This is a genomic window from Archangium violaceum (assembly GCF_016859125.1).
GTDB classification, from domain to species: Bacteria; Myxococcota; Myxococcia; order Myxococcales; family Myxococcaceae; genus Archangium; species Archangium violaceum_A.
On record NZ_CP069338.1, the window covers coordinates 11,974,316 to 11,987,594 of the forward strand.

Consider the following 13,279-nt stretch of genomic DNA (forward strand, 5'->3'; position numbering starts at 1 on the left):
TTCCCCTGGAGCTCACGCCCCGAGCGCGGTGGACCGCGCGACGGCTTCCGTTTTCTCGGTCCCGGCGTCCACCTGCTGGCGGGCGGGGATGAAGGTCATGGCGCGCTCGGCGAGCGCGGTGATGGTGAGCGAGGGGTTCACGCCCGGGTTGGCGGAAATGGCCGAGCCGTCGACGACGTACAGGCCGTCGTAGCCAAAGAGGCGGTGCCGCGGGTCGATGACACCCGTCTCGGGCGAGTCCCCCATGCAGCAACCCCCGAGGATGTGAGCGGTGGTGGGGATGCCCATCAGCGTCTCGGTGGCCATGGTCATGGGCATGCCGTCCAGCTTCTCCGCCACCCGGTGGGCCAGCTCGGAGGCCTCGGGGATGTTCGCGGTGGGCGCGGGACCCTCCTGCAGGCCTGTGGTGAGCCCCTTGGTTCCCGCGGTGAAGAGCCCACGTCCGCGCCGCATCTTCAGGTGCCCGTCCAGCGTGCGCATGTAGAGGAGGATCATCGACCGCCGGGCGAAGTCACGGGTGAACCAGGAGCCGATCATCTTGAGCGGGTGGCGCAGGAAGAGCCCCGCCACGTTCGCCAGGCGCGAGAAGACGGTGGCGCCGCCCACGTGGGGCGCCATCAGGGTGCGGAAGAAGTCGGAGCCCGCGGAGTAGCGCACCGGCTCCAGGTGGGAGTGCGCGTCGGTGTGGAGGATGGAGCCAATGGCGATGCCCCTGGACAAATCCTTGTCGCGGAAGCGCTTGCCGGCCACCACGCCAATCAGCGCCTCCGAGTTGGTGCGCACGCCATCGCCGAGCCGGTCCGACAACCGGGGCAACCCGTCCGGGTGGGCCTTCAGCTTGAGCAGCAGGTCCACCGTCCCCAGCACACCGCCCGAGAAGATGACCTGGCGCGCGGTGAAGCGCCGCTCGCGGCGCGAGAAGCTCGAGGTGCCCTCGAGTGCCTCCACCTCGTAGCCGCCACCGGGCAACGGGCGCACCCACGTGGCCTCGGTGTCCGCGTGGATGACGAGGCCTCGTTTCTCGGCGAGGTAGAGGTAGTTCTTGTCCAGGCTGTTCTTGGCGTTGAAGCGGCAGCCCGTCATGCAGCCGCCACACGAGTTGCAGCCCGTGCGCTCGGGGCCCTCGCCGCCGAAGTACGGGTCCGGCACCGTCACCCCGGGCTGACCGAAGTAGACGGCCACCATGGTGGACTGGAAGTCCTCGCGGCCCATGTCCTTGCCCACCTGCTGGATGATCTCATCCGGCAGGGTGCGCAGCGGGTTCACCGTGGCCCCCAGCATCTTGCGCGCGGTGGCGTAATGCGGCGCCAGCTCCGTCTTCCAGTCCGCCAGTCCTCCCCAGGAGCGGGCCTGGAAGAAGTCATCCTTGGGAATGGGCAGCGTATTGGCATACACCAGCGAGCCGCCTCCGACGCCCACGCCGGACAGCACGGTGACGTGGCGGAAGAAGGTCATCTTGAACAGACCACGCCACCCGAGCCGCGGCATCCACAGCCATCGCTTCAGGTTCCAGTTCGTCCTGGGGAAGTCCTTCGCCCGCAGGCGCCGGCCCTTCTCCAGCATCACCACGCGGTAGCCCTTCTCCGTCAGTCGCAGGGCGCTCACGCTGCCGCCAAAGCCCGAGCCGATGATGAGCCAGTCGCAGTCGAAGTCCATCGTGTCCTCCCCCCCCACCGGGGATACTTCACAGAGTACAAGGACCGCGCTGGATGCGCTCCCCTCCTCGCGAGGAGAGCTCACGGACTGCCCCGGACCCGGCCATTCCGGGGGGCGCGAGGGACAGCGGCGATAGCCTGGATGCTCGGCGGCCAGGCCCTGTTCCCGGGCGAGAACCGGGTCCTGGCGCCGCGTCACAATACCCGGGCGACGAGCAGGGGACGCAGGACCTGCCCGCCGTCCATCACCTCCTGGGTTACCTGCCAATGAGAGGAGCGCCTCGCGGGAGCATCATCCTCTCAGAGACGGACTACCACGCCAGGCAGGCCCGGTTGCCGGACGAGCTGAAGGAGCGGACGGCGCCCTACTTCAGCGACGCGCTGTCCGCGGGCTCAGCCAACCCACTGCGAGCCCTTCTGGAAATCGGCGTACGTGCACTTCTGCCAGTCAGAGTGCAGCGCGGGCAGACCCATTCCTGGCATCTTCACGAGGTGGAGATCCATGGGGTAGCCGCCCTTCATCGCGGCGACGAACGTGTGGTGTCCGTCACCGGCGATCGTCAACTTGCCCGTGTTCGGCGCGACGTACACCGGCACGGAGATCGGCTGAGGCACCCCGTTCGCCTTCCAGGAATCGAGCTTCTGCTGAACGATCTGATTACTGACGTGCTGCTGCGACGGGTTGATGTGGTCGAACCGGGTGCCAGGGATGTCCTGCTTGGGGGGATTGTACGTATGAATACCGATGACCGGCCGGTTCGTGTTCTTGAACGGCCTGGCGGGCGGCGTGAAATCAGCCGCCGTGGGTGGCCCGAGCGGAGTGGTTGGCCTCGTGACCGGCCCCTGGGTCACCTGCGGACCGGAGGGGCTCGCGAACGGATTCGGCGCGCCGGGGCGAAGGTTGGCGGGCTTGGGCGGAACCGGAGGCGCGGAGAGTTTGGCGGGCTTGGGCGGAACAGGGGGCGGAGACCTGAGACCACCGGGCGCGTCCATCCCTGACTTGCCCTTCCAGACGTCAGGAGGATTCGGGCTCGGCGTGCGCGGCGCGGGGGCCGGCTTGCTGAACACGGAGGGCTTCGGCGGCGGTGTGGGGCTCCTGGTCAAGGGGTTGTTGGTAGGCAGGGAGAACTTCGGGGACTTGAATCCGGCCTTCATAGGTCCACCTTCTCGAGTCAGATTGCGCGAGTCCTGTCGATAGCAGGAGACATGCCAGGGCATGTGGGGCGCTCCCGGAAAATCCCAAGTGCCGGATGTTCTTGAACCTCGGCATCGCGGAGCCATCGACCAGGGTCGAATCCGGGCGAGGCCGAGGCCCGGCCCCCTGGTGACTCCTGTCATCACCTGGGAAGCCATCACAGACCAAGGAAGAAGGTCGTCATCCATGGATCCCCCCGTGAACAGGTCGGTTTGATGCCCGTGCCAGGGGCTCTCACCGCTTCTTCGGGGGTGGTGTCAGTTGTCACCAGGGGGGTGAATGGAGCCGCCATGCCCTGCGGTACACCCTGAAGGCCTCGACCACCCGCCGACGCTCGACGGGCTCGAGGCCTTCGCATCGTTCGAGTTCCCGGATGAGCTCGTCCAGGCCCTGCTTCGAATCATTGCCCAGCCGACGCAGCACCTCTCCCGACGACAGCCCCGGCGCCCCCATGACGCACACCAGCAGCGTGATGGATGATGGCCAGATATGGTCCCGATTCGCGCTCGCCGCGAACGAAACGTGCGTACTCCTCGAGCGTCGTGGAGGCCTTGAGCAGGCGGTAGGTATTGAGGAGCCGCTTCACCCGTCGGGGCGAGTTTGGAATGAGCCCCACCAGGCGCTGCATGTACTGGACCTCGAGAGCGTCGATCTCCAGGGCATCCGACTGCGCGGACACCTCGGGAGGAGCAGACGGCCCGGACGCTCGGAGCGACTCTCGCACCGGAGAGGTGCCTTCATTTGTTGGGGAGGAGAACGGCCGACGGGGCGCGCCAGTCCCGTCCATGGGGCACGCGAGGGACAGAGGTCCTCGATCAATTCCTTGCACCCAGCCACATCCATCGGAGGGAGCCAGAACGGTATCTGGAAGATCTTCTCGAGATAGTCATGGACGGTCGCGCCAGAGCCTGGACGTCGGCCATCGCCCAGGTAGTCGAACCTCTTCGAGAGCGCCTCGCCCCCCCAGTGCGCATCGACAGCCACGACCACGACGAAGAGCTTGAAGGCGAGCAGCAGGTGGACGGCCTCGATGACCTGGACGACCCGCTCGGGAGGGCAGCGGTCGAGGTCGTCGATGTAGAGGACAGTCCGCCCAGACCCGGCTGCCCGCCAGGCTGATTCCTTCGCGAACCCTCTCGATGCTCCAGGATGTACCGGGACAGGCGTTCGAAGTCACGGCGCACCAGATGGAGGACCCCCAACTCCCGCCGGTATTCATTGGAGGTGATGCGCTCCTCGATGAAGCGGGCGATCCGCTCGGCCGTCCTGGGAGCACTCACCGCAGCCTCGGCCACCGCGACCCGCTGCCGCGCCTTCTCTGCCCGCGTCGTCGCGGCTTCGAGGGCGGCCCGAGCGGCCTCCAGCTGACTCCGGGCCTTCGTCGCTGGAAACACCTGGAGCACGGAGTCCACTGCCGGACGGGGCTCACCCCTGGCGCCGTCCTGTACGTCGTCCGGGCCTGAGGTCCGTCGCCTGCCGGTGAGAGTCCCGAGCCGCTTCGTCGTTTCGCTGGACACCGCGCGGAAGTTCATTAAACATGTTCATTGAACATGTCCAACGAGCCCAGGAAGCAGGGCGGAAGCCGAGCCACCCAGAAGGAAGCCACCGGCAAGGCGGTCCTCGAGGCGGCGCGTGCGGAGTTCGAGAGCGTGGGCTTCGAAGCGGCGAACCTGCGGGCGATCGCGGCGCGCGCGGGGGTGTCCGCCGGGACGGTGCTCCACCACTATGGAGACAAGCGGGAGTTGCTCCACGCCGCGCTATTCGATGACCTCGAGGAGACGCTGCGGAGCGCGGTCGCCGGGCTCGGCACGGGCTCGCTGGAGACGCAGCTCTCCGAGCTGACCCGCACCGTGTTCCGGTACTACCAGCGGCGCCCCAAGCTGTCGCGAACCCTGCTCAAGGAGTCGCTCTTCGCGGACGAGCCGTGGGCGCGCAAGTTCAACGCCCAGGTCCACGGGGTTCATGGGGCCATCGTCCGGCTGACCGAGGAGGCGAGCGCGCGGGGAGAGCTCCGGCCCGGCGTGGACGGCGCGGTGTTCGCCGTCGCGTACTTCTCGTTCTTCTACTTCGCCCTCATCTCGTGGGTGCAGGGCGCGCATGACTCACCGGTGACGCTGGTCGAGCGTCTGGTCCACCAGCACCTCGAGGGCCTGCGTCCGGGTGAGAAGCCACCCAGAAGGAGGAAGCCATGAAGTCCGCGTTCAGAGGCGAGCAGGCGAAGGCCGTGCTCCTGCAATGGTTCGACCGCTTCCGGGAGCGGCTGGAGGTGCCCACCGAGAGCAGGTGGGTGAAGACGCGACTGGGAGACACCCATGTCCTCGTCGGAGGGCCGGAGGGGGCACCGCCCGTGGTCGTGCTCCACGGAGCGATGGCGAGCTCGGCGCACGTGCTGAGGGAGCTGGAGCCGCTGCTCGAGCGATTCCGGGTCCATGCCGTCGACGTCATCGGCCAGTCGGTGAAGAGCGTGGACGCACGGCCCTCCGTCTCCAACAACGAGTACGGCGAGTGGCTCTCGGACGTCCTGGATGGGCTCTCGCTGAAACGGACGCACGTGGTGGGGGTGAGTTGGGGCGGCTTCGTCTCCATCCGCCTCGCGGCGTTCGCGCCGGAGCGCATCGATCGGCTCGTGCTCCTCGTCCCGGCGGGTGTGGTGAGGGGCTCATCGTGGGAGGGATTCACCAAGATAGGCCTCCCGATGATGCTGTATCGCCTGTCACCCTCCGAGCGGCGGCTGAAGGCCTTCGTCCGTCACCTGCTCACGACCCCGGATGACGACTGGGTCCCCTACCTGGGCGACGCCCTCCGCTCGTTCAACATGGACATGCGGGTACCGGCGCTCGCGAAGCCGGAGGAGCTCGAGGGATTGAAAGCGCCCACGCTCGTGCTGGGCGCGGACACGGATGTGAGCTTCCCGGGACAGCAACTCCTCGCACGCGCGCCAGAGCTCTTTCCGACGCTCGCTGGCACGGAGCTCATCGAGAATTGCAGGCACTGCCCCCCCACGACGGATGCATTCCGACGCTGGCTGTCGGAGCGCATCAGTGGATTCCTGCTCGCGAGCTGACGCGGGCGAGGGGCCCCTCTGGAGCGTGGAGCGCTTCGTCTCACTGCTGATGGGAGAGATTCCGCGACTCCACGATGATGAAGCGGGCGATGGCCCGAGGACCTCCTGGAGACCTACCGCCGGCTCCTGCCCACCCTCGGGACCTGGGTCCGGAAGCCCGGCTGACGGGGACTCCGTCAGAGCGAGGGCCGGCCCGGCTTGCGCGCCGGCAACACGCCACAGTGCACGAGGGTCGGGACCACCGCGCCGGGCTCGAGGCCCGCCTCTCGCAGCCAGGACCGGTACTCCGCCGTGCTGTAGGCCCGCCCCTCGGTGAGGGTGAAGAGCACGGCCGAATAGAGCGCCACCGGAAGCGGTCCATCGAGCGCATCATTCAGGAACACGTCGTGCACGAGCAGGCTCCCCCCGGGAGGCAGGGCCTCGGCGCAGCGCCGGATGAGGGTGCGGTTCTGGGGAACGTCCCAGTCGTGCAGCACGTTCGACAGCAGGATCACGTCGGCCTCGGGCACCGGGTCGGCGAACATGTCCCCGGGTACACACGTGAGCCGCTCCACCACTCCGTGAGCCGTGGCGATTTCGGTGGCCACCTTGAGCACCTCGGGGCGGTCCCACACGATGGCCCGGAGCGTCGGGTGGCGCAGGAGCCAGGCGATGGCGTAGATGCCCGTGCCCCCGCCCACGTCGAGGAGGACGCGAGCCTCCGGAAGGGGGTGGCGGGCCGCGAGCACCGGAGCGACGTTCTTCGCTCGCCCCGCGAGAGCCAGGGTCAGCATCCGGGCGCTCTGCTCCTTCTCCATCGCCGATTCGAGCCCCTGCCTGTAGATGAAGGCGGCCCCCTCCTGGGAGGGCCCGCTGCCGGCCGGGCGGTTCGTCTTCAACCGCTCGACCATCTCCAGGACCCCGGGCGCCTTGGCGGAGAGCCCGATGTACCCGCTGATATCGAAGGGCGAACCCGGCACCAGGTGCTCGCGGGCCTGCGGCGTCAGGGACAGCCGTCCTTCCGCATCGAGCGAGATCAGCCCCATGGCGCGCAGGGCCGTCACCAGCACCACCGCGGGCCGCTCGGCGAGGTGGAGATCGGCGCGCAGTGCCTCGAAGCGGCGCGGCTCACGTGCCAGACGCTCGAAGACACCGAAATGCGAAACCGAGGCCGTGAGCAACTCGGTGCCGGCACTGCCCCGGTAGAAATCGAAGATCGGGGTCGGGTCTGTGATGGGTGGCCGGGTCGCGTCGATCATGGGATGCATGCTCCTTCCTAGGTGTGGCGTCCTTGTACATCGGGAATGTGTCACGAGCGGAACCCGATTGTGACAAGCACCAGAGGAGGGAGAACGCGAATTGCTGGATTTTTCCCGATATAGCGGTTTGCTTTGTAAGCGGATTGAAGAATGGTCAAATGGAGTCCTCCCATTGACCGCTGTCGCTCCCCCAGGAGGTCGTTGCCATGAAGAGAGTTCTTGCCGCCGTGCTCGTCGCGACCGTTTCCGCATGTGGTGGTGAAGAGGATTTCGAGAGGAGTGGCGCGGAAGACAGACACACCGAAACACTTTCAAGCAGCGGCGCCAGCCTGGCCCAGCCCTCTCCGACCTACATTCCGAAACCCACCGGCCCCTGTCCCGAGTTCAAGGAGGGGACGCTGACCTTCCAGCCGTCGGGAATCAAGGCACGCAACGTTCGCATCTGGATGTCGGACGCGGCCAGGACTCTGGATGGCCCGCTCGTCTTCTACTGGCACGGCACGGGCAGCTCTCCGACGGAGGCCACCACGGGCATCGGCACGACGCAGATCAACGCCATCAAGGCCCTGGGCGGTATCGTCGCGGCGCCGGAGCGGGATCCCGCCGCGGGGACCTTCCCCTGGTTCTATGTCTCGTCCAACTCACGCGACGATGACTTCCGCGTGGCGGACGAAGTGCTGGCCTGTGCCATCCAGAAGGTCGGCATCGACGTGAGCCGTATCCACAGCATGGGCTTTAGCGCGGGTGGCCTGAACACGACGCACATGAGCTATCGCCGCTCCGGCTACATCGCGAGCGTGGCGACGTACTCGGGCGGAAGGACGTCCACGATCCCCACGCAGTACCCGGCGAACAAGTTCGCCAGCATGATCTTCCATGGAGGGCCGTCCGACCAGGTCTTCATCAACTTCCAGACGATGAGCCAGAACTACTACAACGATCTGAAGTCGAAGTCCCAGTTCGCCATGCTCTGCAACCACGGCAACGGGCATTCGATCCCCACGGACGCGCGCGCGGCGGTCTGGCAGTTCTTCCAGGCGCATCCCTACGGCACCGTGCCGTCGCCCTACGCGGGAGGCCTCCCGAGCAGCATGCCGAGCTACTGCCAGCGCTGAAGCCCCTCACGGCGACAGCGAGCCGCGGGCCTCCTCGGACCAGCGGCCGTGGGGGAATTCCTTCAGGTAGAGGCGATATTCGGCCGTAGCCTGGGCCGGGGAGAGTCGGGCCTCGAAGCAGCGGGCGCGCAGGTAGCGCGCCTCCTCACGCAACGGGCGCTCCCGGCTCTCCTCGGCGATTTCCTCGAGCCCCACGAGGAAGCTCTCACACCCGCGGGTGTCCACCGCCGTGCGGGCATGAGAGAGAAAGCGCTCCTCCACCTCGCGCGGCGCCGGGAAGCGCTGCCATTCCTGCTCGGCCGTGAGCGAGCCTCCCTCCGATAGGAGAGGAGATGTCCGCGGGGGCTCCGCGGCATCCTTCGTACCGGCGGGCGAGGACCGCGTCTCGGGCTCCCCAGGAGCAACCGGGGTGGGCGTGGACACGGGCTTCTTCCGGGGAGCCGTCGTGGAGCGCTCGGGAGCCGGAGGATCCGGTGGCGCCGGGGGCTCGGCGATGGCGGGAGGCGTTACCTGGACGCCGAGCGCCTCGAAGGCCCGCTGGTCCTCGATGGACAGCGGAAGCTGCCTCCACGTGCGCTCGTTGGAGTGGAGCTCCACGCGCTGACCCGCGGTGGCGAAACCGGGCCGCAAGCCCTCTGCCTCCACCCTCACCCTGCCCTCCAGCACGGAGACGGCGGGCCCCGCGGGCGTGCGCTCCACGGAGAAGACGGTGCCCACCACGAAGACGCGCAGGCCTTCCGCTTCCACGATGAAGCCGCGCCGCTCGGCGTGCGAGGCCCGCACCGCGACGCGCCCCCGCATCACCCGCAGGTGCACGTCATCCGCCGAGACGCGGGAGAGCACCACCTCCGAGTCGGCCGACACCAGCATGCCGCTCGCGTCGGGAAGTCGCAGCCGGGCGCTTCCCCGAGCGGGAGTCTTCACGGTGCTGCCAGCCCGCAGGCCCGAGTCCGCCTGGAGCGCTCGTTCCGTGCCGTCCGCCTCGCGAACCCAGGGCGTGGGAGGCCCGACCTCCACCCGGGGCGCCGTGCCGGGACCCAGCATCAGCAGCGACAGCGTCGTCACGCAGGCCCCCATCGCGGCCAGCATCCACAGCCCGCGTGACCGGTGCTCGCGCTGGCCGAAGCGCCGGGCGGCCATCGACAGGACTCGGTCATCCACCTTCGCCCACCGCACCGTGGTTGGCTCTTCCCGCGCCACTCGCAGCAGGTTCCGCGTCTCCCCTACCTCCACGAGCCGTTGCGCGCACGCTCCGCAGCTGGCGACGTGCGCCTCCACCCGGGCGCGAGCCTCCGCGTCCAGCTCTCCCGAGGCCAGGGCCCACAGCGCCTCCACCTCATGGCGAGCCATGGGGACCTCCAGCGCGAGTCTCGAGCAGTCGCCGCATGGCCTCGTTGAACTCCAGCCGCGCATGGTGGAGGCGGCTGCGAACGGTGTTGGGTGAGCTTCCCACGGCCTGGGCGATCTCCTCCGGGCTCATGCCGCACAGCTCGTAATACACGAAGACGATCCGCTTCTTGGGCTTGAGCCGCTCCAGCGCCAGCTCCACCAGCTTCGCCGCCTGGCGCCGGGCCACCGCGCGCTCCGGGTCCTCCCCGGGATGGATGGATTCGGGCGGTTGCGCGAAGGGGTCCTCTGGCCGGCGCCTCCTCCACCGCAGGTGCGAAAGCGCCACGTTGGCACAGACCCGGTAGAAGAAGGTCCGGAAGCGGGACTCGCCCCGAAAGCCCTTCAGCGCGGTCAGCAGCCGCAGGTAGGTCTCCTGGAGCAGGTCCTCCAGCTCGGTGCGGTTGCCCACCAGGTGACGCAGGATGCGGGCCGCGTCGGTTCGGGTGAGATGATAGAGCCGGTCGAAGGAGGTGAGGTCTCCCTCCCTCACGCGCTGCACGAGCATCAGGAGTTGGGCCTCGTCCACCGGAGGAAGGGCGGTGGACGGCCCGTCTCGGAGCGAGGGGCCCAACGACATCTCCACTGTCCCCTCCATGCCGGCTGCTCCCCTCGTCGACGCGAAAGGCTGGAAACCCGGGTGTCCGGGTACCACGAGGAGCGTGACTGGAAGATGACTGGGAGGGGCCGCGCCCGAGCTTCAGCGGTCCGAGCGGATGGGGCCGTACTCCACCGGCACCCAGGCGTAGTTCTTCGCCTCGGCGCGCACATGGCCGATGCCCGGGAAGGGCAGGTGCGCCCCGGCGACCCAGAGCTTGTTCTTCGCCGCGTCCGCGAACACCTTCTTCCGGGAGGCGATCGCCTGCTTGCTATCGAGGTCGAACTCGATGGCGATCTCCGGCCGGGCGAACTGCGTCGCATGGCTGTGGACCAGATCGCCCCACACCAGGAGGCTCTGATCCTTCGAGGTGAACAGGTAGCCACTGTGGCCGGGCGTATGGCCCGGGGACGGGGAGACGACGACCCCGGGGACCGGCGCCTCGCCCTCGGCGAAGGTCTTGAATTTGCCCGCGGCCACGTAGGGCGCGACCGCCTCGCGGGCCAGTTTGAACATGGGCTGAACGTCCGCCGGTGCCTTGGCGGCGATCTGCTCGTCGAGCCAATAGGCCGCTTCGGCCTTCGCGACACGCACCTCGGCGTTCGGGAAGGCGGCCTTGCCGTCGGCGGTCAACAGGCCGCGGGAGTGGTCCGCATGCAGGTGCGTCAACAGAACCGTGTCGATCTGCGCGGGGTCGTACCCGGCGGCGCGGATGTTGCCCAGCATGGCGCCAACGGTCGGGCCAAAGGCAGTGGCCGCTCCGGTGTCGACGAGGATCAGATGATCTCCCGTGTGCACCAGGAAGCCGTTGACCGCGGTCTGCACGCCCGGCGTGGTGGCGAGGAACATCCGCGCGAGCAGGTTCTGGATGTCCTTGGCGCTCGCGCCCTTGAGGATCTTCGGGTCGAGGTCGAAGTAACCGTCGTACAGCGCGGTGACCTCGAAGTCTCCCAGCTTCATGCGGAAGAAGCCCGGCACCTGCGTCTTCTGCTGCGCGGGCGGTGCCGCGTCCGCCACCGTCGGCATCATCGCCGTGCACACGGCGGCGCCCGTGAACGACAAGGTGAACAGCGCGCGGCGGAGCGCCTGGTGCGAACGTGAACGGCTCTGCGTTTTGTTGAACATGAGACGCTTATACCGCCTCGCTCACCCGGGGGTGATCAACTTCTGGCGGGCCGTTTCCCGGCGCTTCGCGCGCACCTTGCCCGCCACATTGAGCAGCAATCGATCCCGCTCCCAGCGTTCACACGTGGGTGCATCCACCCGCTCCCAGAGAGTTCCCAGACCGTCCACCCTCGCGCGGAACAGATCGAGCGCCCCAGACAGGGCCAGGTGCACCGCGGGTGAAGCCGGCTCCGACTGCGCGAGTCCTCGCATCGTCACCGCGAGTGCGAGCAATTCCTCTCGTACCTCGTCCGGCCAGCCCGAGCGCCGGGCCACCTGGATCAGCCACCCGAGCACCGCCGCGAACACGTGACAGTCTTCCACCGTGCGGAACGGTTTGACGTAGCGCTCGTAGCCATCGCCGGGCAGCACTTCCGCGGGCGCCACCTCCACCTCGTGCAGCCGCAGCTCCGCATGAGGTACCTCCGGGACGAACGGAGTCGGCGGCAACTCGGTGAGCGTCACCCCCGGACGGCGTGAGTCGATCCGCACCAGCCGCAGCCGGTTGCGTCCCTGGACGTCCTGCCCCTCGCTCGCCACCACCAGCAGCTCGTCCGCCGCGGTGCCCAGGGTGATGAAGGCCTTGGTGCCCTCGAGGCGCAGTGGGCCATCGCCCGCGCCGGTGAGCCGGGTGTCCATCGCCGAGGGGTGTCCTCCCCGCGCCTCGGTCACGCACAGCGCGTACCGGCGCTCAAAAGGCAGCGCGGGGAACAGGGAGCGCAGGGCCGAGTGGTAGCCCGAGGCGAAGGCGTAACCCAGCCGGTCGGCCGCGAAGCCTCCGGCGAACGCCACGTCCACCGGGAGGGAGAAGCGCGAGGCCAGCCGCAGGTGCTGCGTCCACCAGTCCTCGATGGAGCCGAGGGACACCGGAGCGGGGGACTCGGTGAGGAGGAATCGCAGCAGCTCGTCCATGGCGGGGGCACCTCCGTCTACGACAGTGACTCAGTCCTTGAACTCGGCCCACACCGGTGCGTGATCCGAGGGCTGCTTGCCCTTGCGCGCCTCGCGGTCCACGTCCGCCGCCACCAGCCGCTCCGCCAGCGGCGCCGTCGCGAAGATGTGGTCGATGCGCAGTCCCTGGTTCTTCGGGAACGCCAGCATCCGGTAGTCCCACCAACTGAAGCGCTGCTCGTTCGGGTGCAGCTTGCGGAACGTGTCCGTCAGCCCGAACGCGCACAGCTCCTTCAGCGCCTCCCGCTCCTTCGCCGTGCAGAGCGTCTGCCCTTCCCACAGCGCCACGTCCCACACGTCGATGTCCTCGGGCGCCACGTTCCAGTCGCCACACAGCACCAGCGGCTCACCCGGCTTGTGCCGCGTGTCCAGGTAGCGCCTCAGCCGCCCGTACCACTGCAGCTTGTACTTGTATTGATCCGAGTCCACCGCCTGCCCGTTCGGCGCGTACACGCTCAGCACCCGCACCCCGTTCACCGTCGCGGCGATCACCCGCGCGTGCGTGTCGTCCACCCCGTCCGACAGGCCTCGCACCACGTCCGTGGGCTCCGTCTTCGCCAGGATGGCCACCCCGTTGTACGTCTTCTGCCCGTGCACCGCGGCGTGGTAGCCCGCCGCTCGCACGGCCTCCATCGGAAACTCGGTGTCCTGGCACTTCAGCTCCTGCAGGCACACCACGTCCGGTTGAGCGCTCTTCAGCCAGTCCACCAGCCTGTCCAGGCGGGCTCGGACCGAGTTCACGTTCCAGGCAGCGATCTTCATCCCGCCCAACGTCGCACGTCACCTCCTCCCCCGCCACGGTTTTTCCCCTCCTCCTCGGGCGTATTCCCTTGTGGGTCCTGGTCTCCGTACGTCTTTCCGTGACCTTGGCCGTGGCACGGTGGCCCTTGGGGTTTCCGGATAGCTCGGGTGT

General features: G+C 68.2%; 12 protein-coding genes and 1 pseudogene. 3 read left to right on the forward strand and 10 right to left on the reverse strand.

What is annotated here, in order from left to right; translation table 11 throughout:
- Positions 1-12 precede the first annotated feature (12 nt).
- From JQX13_RS50520 to JQX13_RS56705, 4 genes and pseudogenes are all read right to left on the reverse strand, one after another.
- A complete protein-coding gene (locus JQX13_RS50520) occupies positions 13-1,656 on the reverse strand; it encodes a GMC family oxidoreductase (protein WP_203406521.1) in 1,644 nt (547 codons plus the stop codon).
- Positions 1,657-2,048: 392 nt separating this feature from the next.
- Positions 2,049-2,810 (reverse strand): hypothetical protein, encoded by a 762-nt coding sequence (locus JQX13_RS50525; RefSeq protein WP_203406522.1) that lies wholly within the window; start codon positions 2,808-2,810, stop codon positions 2,049-2,051.
- Between the two features lie 440 nt (positions 2,811-3,250).
- Positions 3,251-3,574 (reverse strand): hypothetical protein, encoded by a 324-nt coding sequence (locus tag JQX13_RS55085; RefSeq protein WP_239014359.1) that lies wholly within the window; start codon positions 3,572-3,574, stop codon positions 3,251-3,253.
- A 170-nt stretch (positions 3,575-3,744) separates the two neighbouring features.
- Positions 3,745-3,927: pseudogene (locus tag JQX13_RS56705) on the reverse strand (P-loop NTPase fold protein); the annotation flags it as partial.
- A gap of 473 nt (positions 3,928-4,400) precedes the next feature.
- On the opposite strand from JQX13_RS56705, the gene JQX13_RS50535 reads away from it, so the two are divergent.
- Both JQX13_RS50535 and JQX13_RS50540 read left to right on the forward strand, forming a co-directional pair.
- Complete coding sequence (locus JQX13_RS50535; RefSeq protein ID WP_203406523.1) at positions 4,401-5,042, forward strand: TetR/AcrR family transcriptional regulator; 642 nt, start codon at positions 4,401-4,403, stop codon at positions 5,040-5,042.
- A complete protein-coding gene (locus tag JQX13_RS50540) occupies positions 5,039-5,914 on the forward strand; it encodes an alpha/beta fold hydrolase (RefSeq protein WP_203406524.1) in 876 nt (291 codons plus the stop codon). The genes JQX13_RS50535 and JQX13_RS50540 overlap by 4 nt, the downstream gene beginning before the upstream one ends.
- Positions 5,915-6,090: 176 nt before the next feature.
- On the opposite strand, the gene JQX13_RS50545 is transcribed toward JQX13_RS50540, so the two are convergent.
- Positions 6,091-7,161 carry a methyltransferase gene (locus JQX13_RS50545; protein WP_203406525.1) on the reverse strand — a complete coding sequence of 357 codons (1,071 nt, stop codon included), beginning with the start codon at positions 7,159-7,161 and terminating at the stop codon, positions 6,091-6,093.
- A 197-nt stretch (positions 7,162-7,358) separates the two neighbouring features.
- Here JQX13_RS50545 and JQX13_RS50550 point away from each other — a divergent pair, with 197 nt between their 5' ends.
- Positions 7,359-8,267: a hypothetical protein gene (locus JQX13_RS50550; RefSeq protein ID WP_203406526.1), complete on the forward strand. Its 909-nt coding sequence runs from the start codon at positions 7,359-7,361 to the stop codon at positions 8,265-8,267.
- A 6-nt stretch (positions 8,268-8,273) separates the two neighbouring features.
- Here the strand turns inward: JQX13_RS50550 and JQX13_RS50555 are convergent, their stop codons facing one another.
- The 5 genes from JQX13_RS50555 to xth all read right to left on the reverse strand — a co-directional run bounded on the left by JQX13_RS50555 (position 8,274) and on the right by xth (position 13,128).
- Positions 8,274-9,617, reverse strand: coding sequence for a FecR domain-containing protein (locus JQX13_RS50555; protein WP_203406527.1), 1,344 nt, complete (start codon positions 9,615-9,617; stop codon positions 8,274-8,276).
- Positions 9,604-10,251: an RNA polymerase sigma factor gene (locus tag JQX13_RS50560; RefSeq protein WP_203406528.1), complete on the reverse strand. Its 648-nt coding sequence runs from the start codon at positions 10,249-10,251 to the stop codon at positions 9,604-9,606. The genes JQX13_RS50555 and JQX13_RS50560 overlap by 14 nt, the downstream gene beginning before the upstream one ends.
- A 102-nt stretch (positions 10,252-10,353) precedes the next feature.
- Positions 10,354-11,376 (reverse strand): MBL fold metallo-hydrolase, encoded by a 1,023-nt coding sequence (locus tag JQX13_RS50565; RefSeq protein WP_203406529.1) that lies wholly within the window; start codon positions 11,374-11,376, stop codon positions 10,354-10,356.
- Between the two features lie 21 nt (positions 11,377-11,397).
- On the reverse strand, positions 11,398-12,327 hold the full coding sequence (locus JQX13_RS50570; RefSeq protein WP_203406530.1) for an acyl-CoA dehydrogenase family protein: 930 nt from the start codon (positions 12,325-12,327) through the stop codon (positions 11,398-11,400).
- 30 nt (positions 12,328-12,357) lie between these two features.
- On the reverse strand, positions 12,358-13,128 hold the full coding sequence (gene xth / locus JQX13_RS50575) for an exodeoxyribonuclease III (protein ID WP_203406531.1): 771 nt from the start codon (positions 13,126-13,128) through the stop codon (positions 12,358-12,360).
- Positions 13,129-13,279: the final 151 nt, after the last annotated feature.

Excerpts from the sequence above, each read along its gene's own strand:
- JQX13_RS50520 (WP_203406521.1), bottom strand. The coding sequence starts at position 1,656 with ATGGACTTCGACTGCGACTGGCTCATCATCGGCTCGGGCTTTGGCGGC.
- JQX13_RS50525 (WP_203406522.1), bottom strand. The coding sequence starts at position 2,810 with ATGAAGGCCGGATTCAAGTCCCCGAAGTTCTCCCTGCCTACCAACAAC.
- JQX13_RS50535 (WP_203406523.1), top strand. The coding sequence starts at position 4,401 with ATGTCCAACGAGCCCAGGAAGCAGGGCGGAAGCCGAGCCACCCAGAAG.
- JQX13_RS50540 (WP_203406524.1), top strand. The coding sequence starts at position 5,039 with ATGAAGTCCGCGTTCAGAGGCGAGCAGGCGAAGGCCGTGCTCCTGCAA.
- JQX13_RS50545 (WP_203406525.1), bottom strand. The coding sequence starts at position 7,161 with ATGCATCCCATGATCGACGCGACCCGGCCACCCATCACAGACCCGACC.
- JQX13_RS50550 (WP_203406526.1), top strand. The coding sequence starts at position 7,359 with ATGAAGAGAGTTCTTGCCGCCGTGCTCGTCGCGACCGTTTCCGCATGT.
- JQX13_RS50555 (WP_203406527.1), bottom strand. The coding sequence starts at position 9,617 with ATGGCTCGCCATGAGGTGGAGGCGCTGTGGGCCCTGGCCTCGGGAGAG.
- JQX13_RS50560 (WP_203406528.1), bottom strand. The coding sequence starts at position 10,251 with ATGGAGGGGACAGTGGAGATGTCGTTGGGCCCCTCGCTCCGAGACGGG.
- JQX13_RS50565 (WP_203406529.1), bottom strand. The coding sequence starts at position 11,376 with ATGTTCAACAAAACGCAGAGCCGTTCACGTTCGCACCAGGCGCTCCGC.
- JQX13_RS50570 (WP_203406530.1), bottom strand. The coding sequence starts at position 12,327 with ATGGACGAGCTGCTGCGATTCCTCCTCACCGAGTCCCCCGCTCCGGTG.
- xth (WP_203406531.1), bottom strand. The coding sequence starts at position 13,128 with ATGAAGATCGCTGCCTGGAACGTGAACTCGGTCCGAGCCCGCCTGGAC.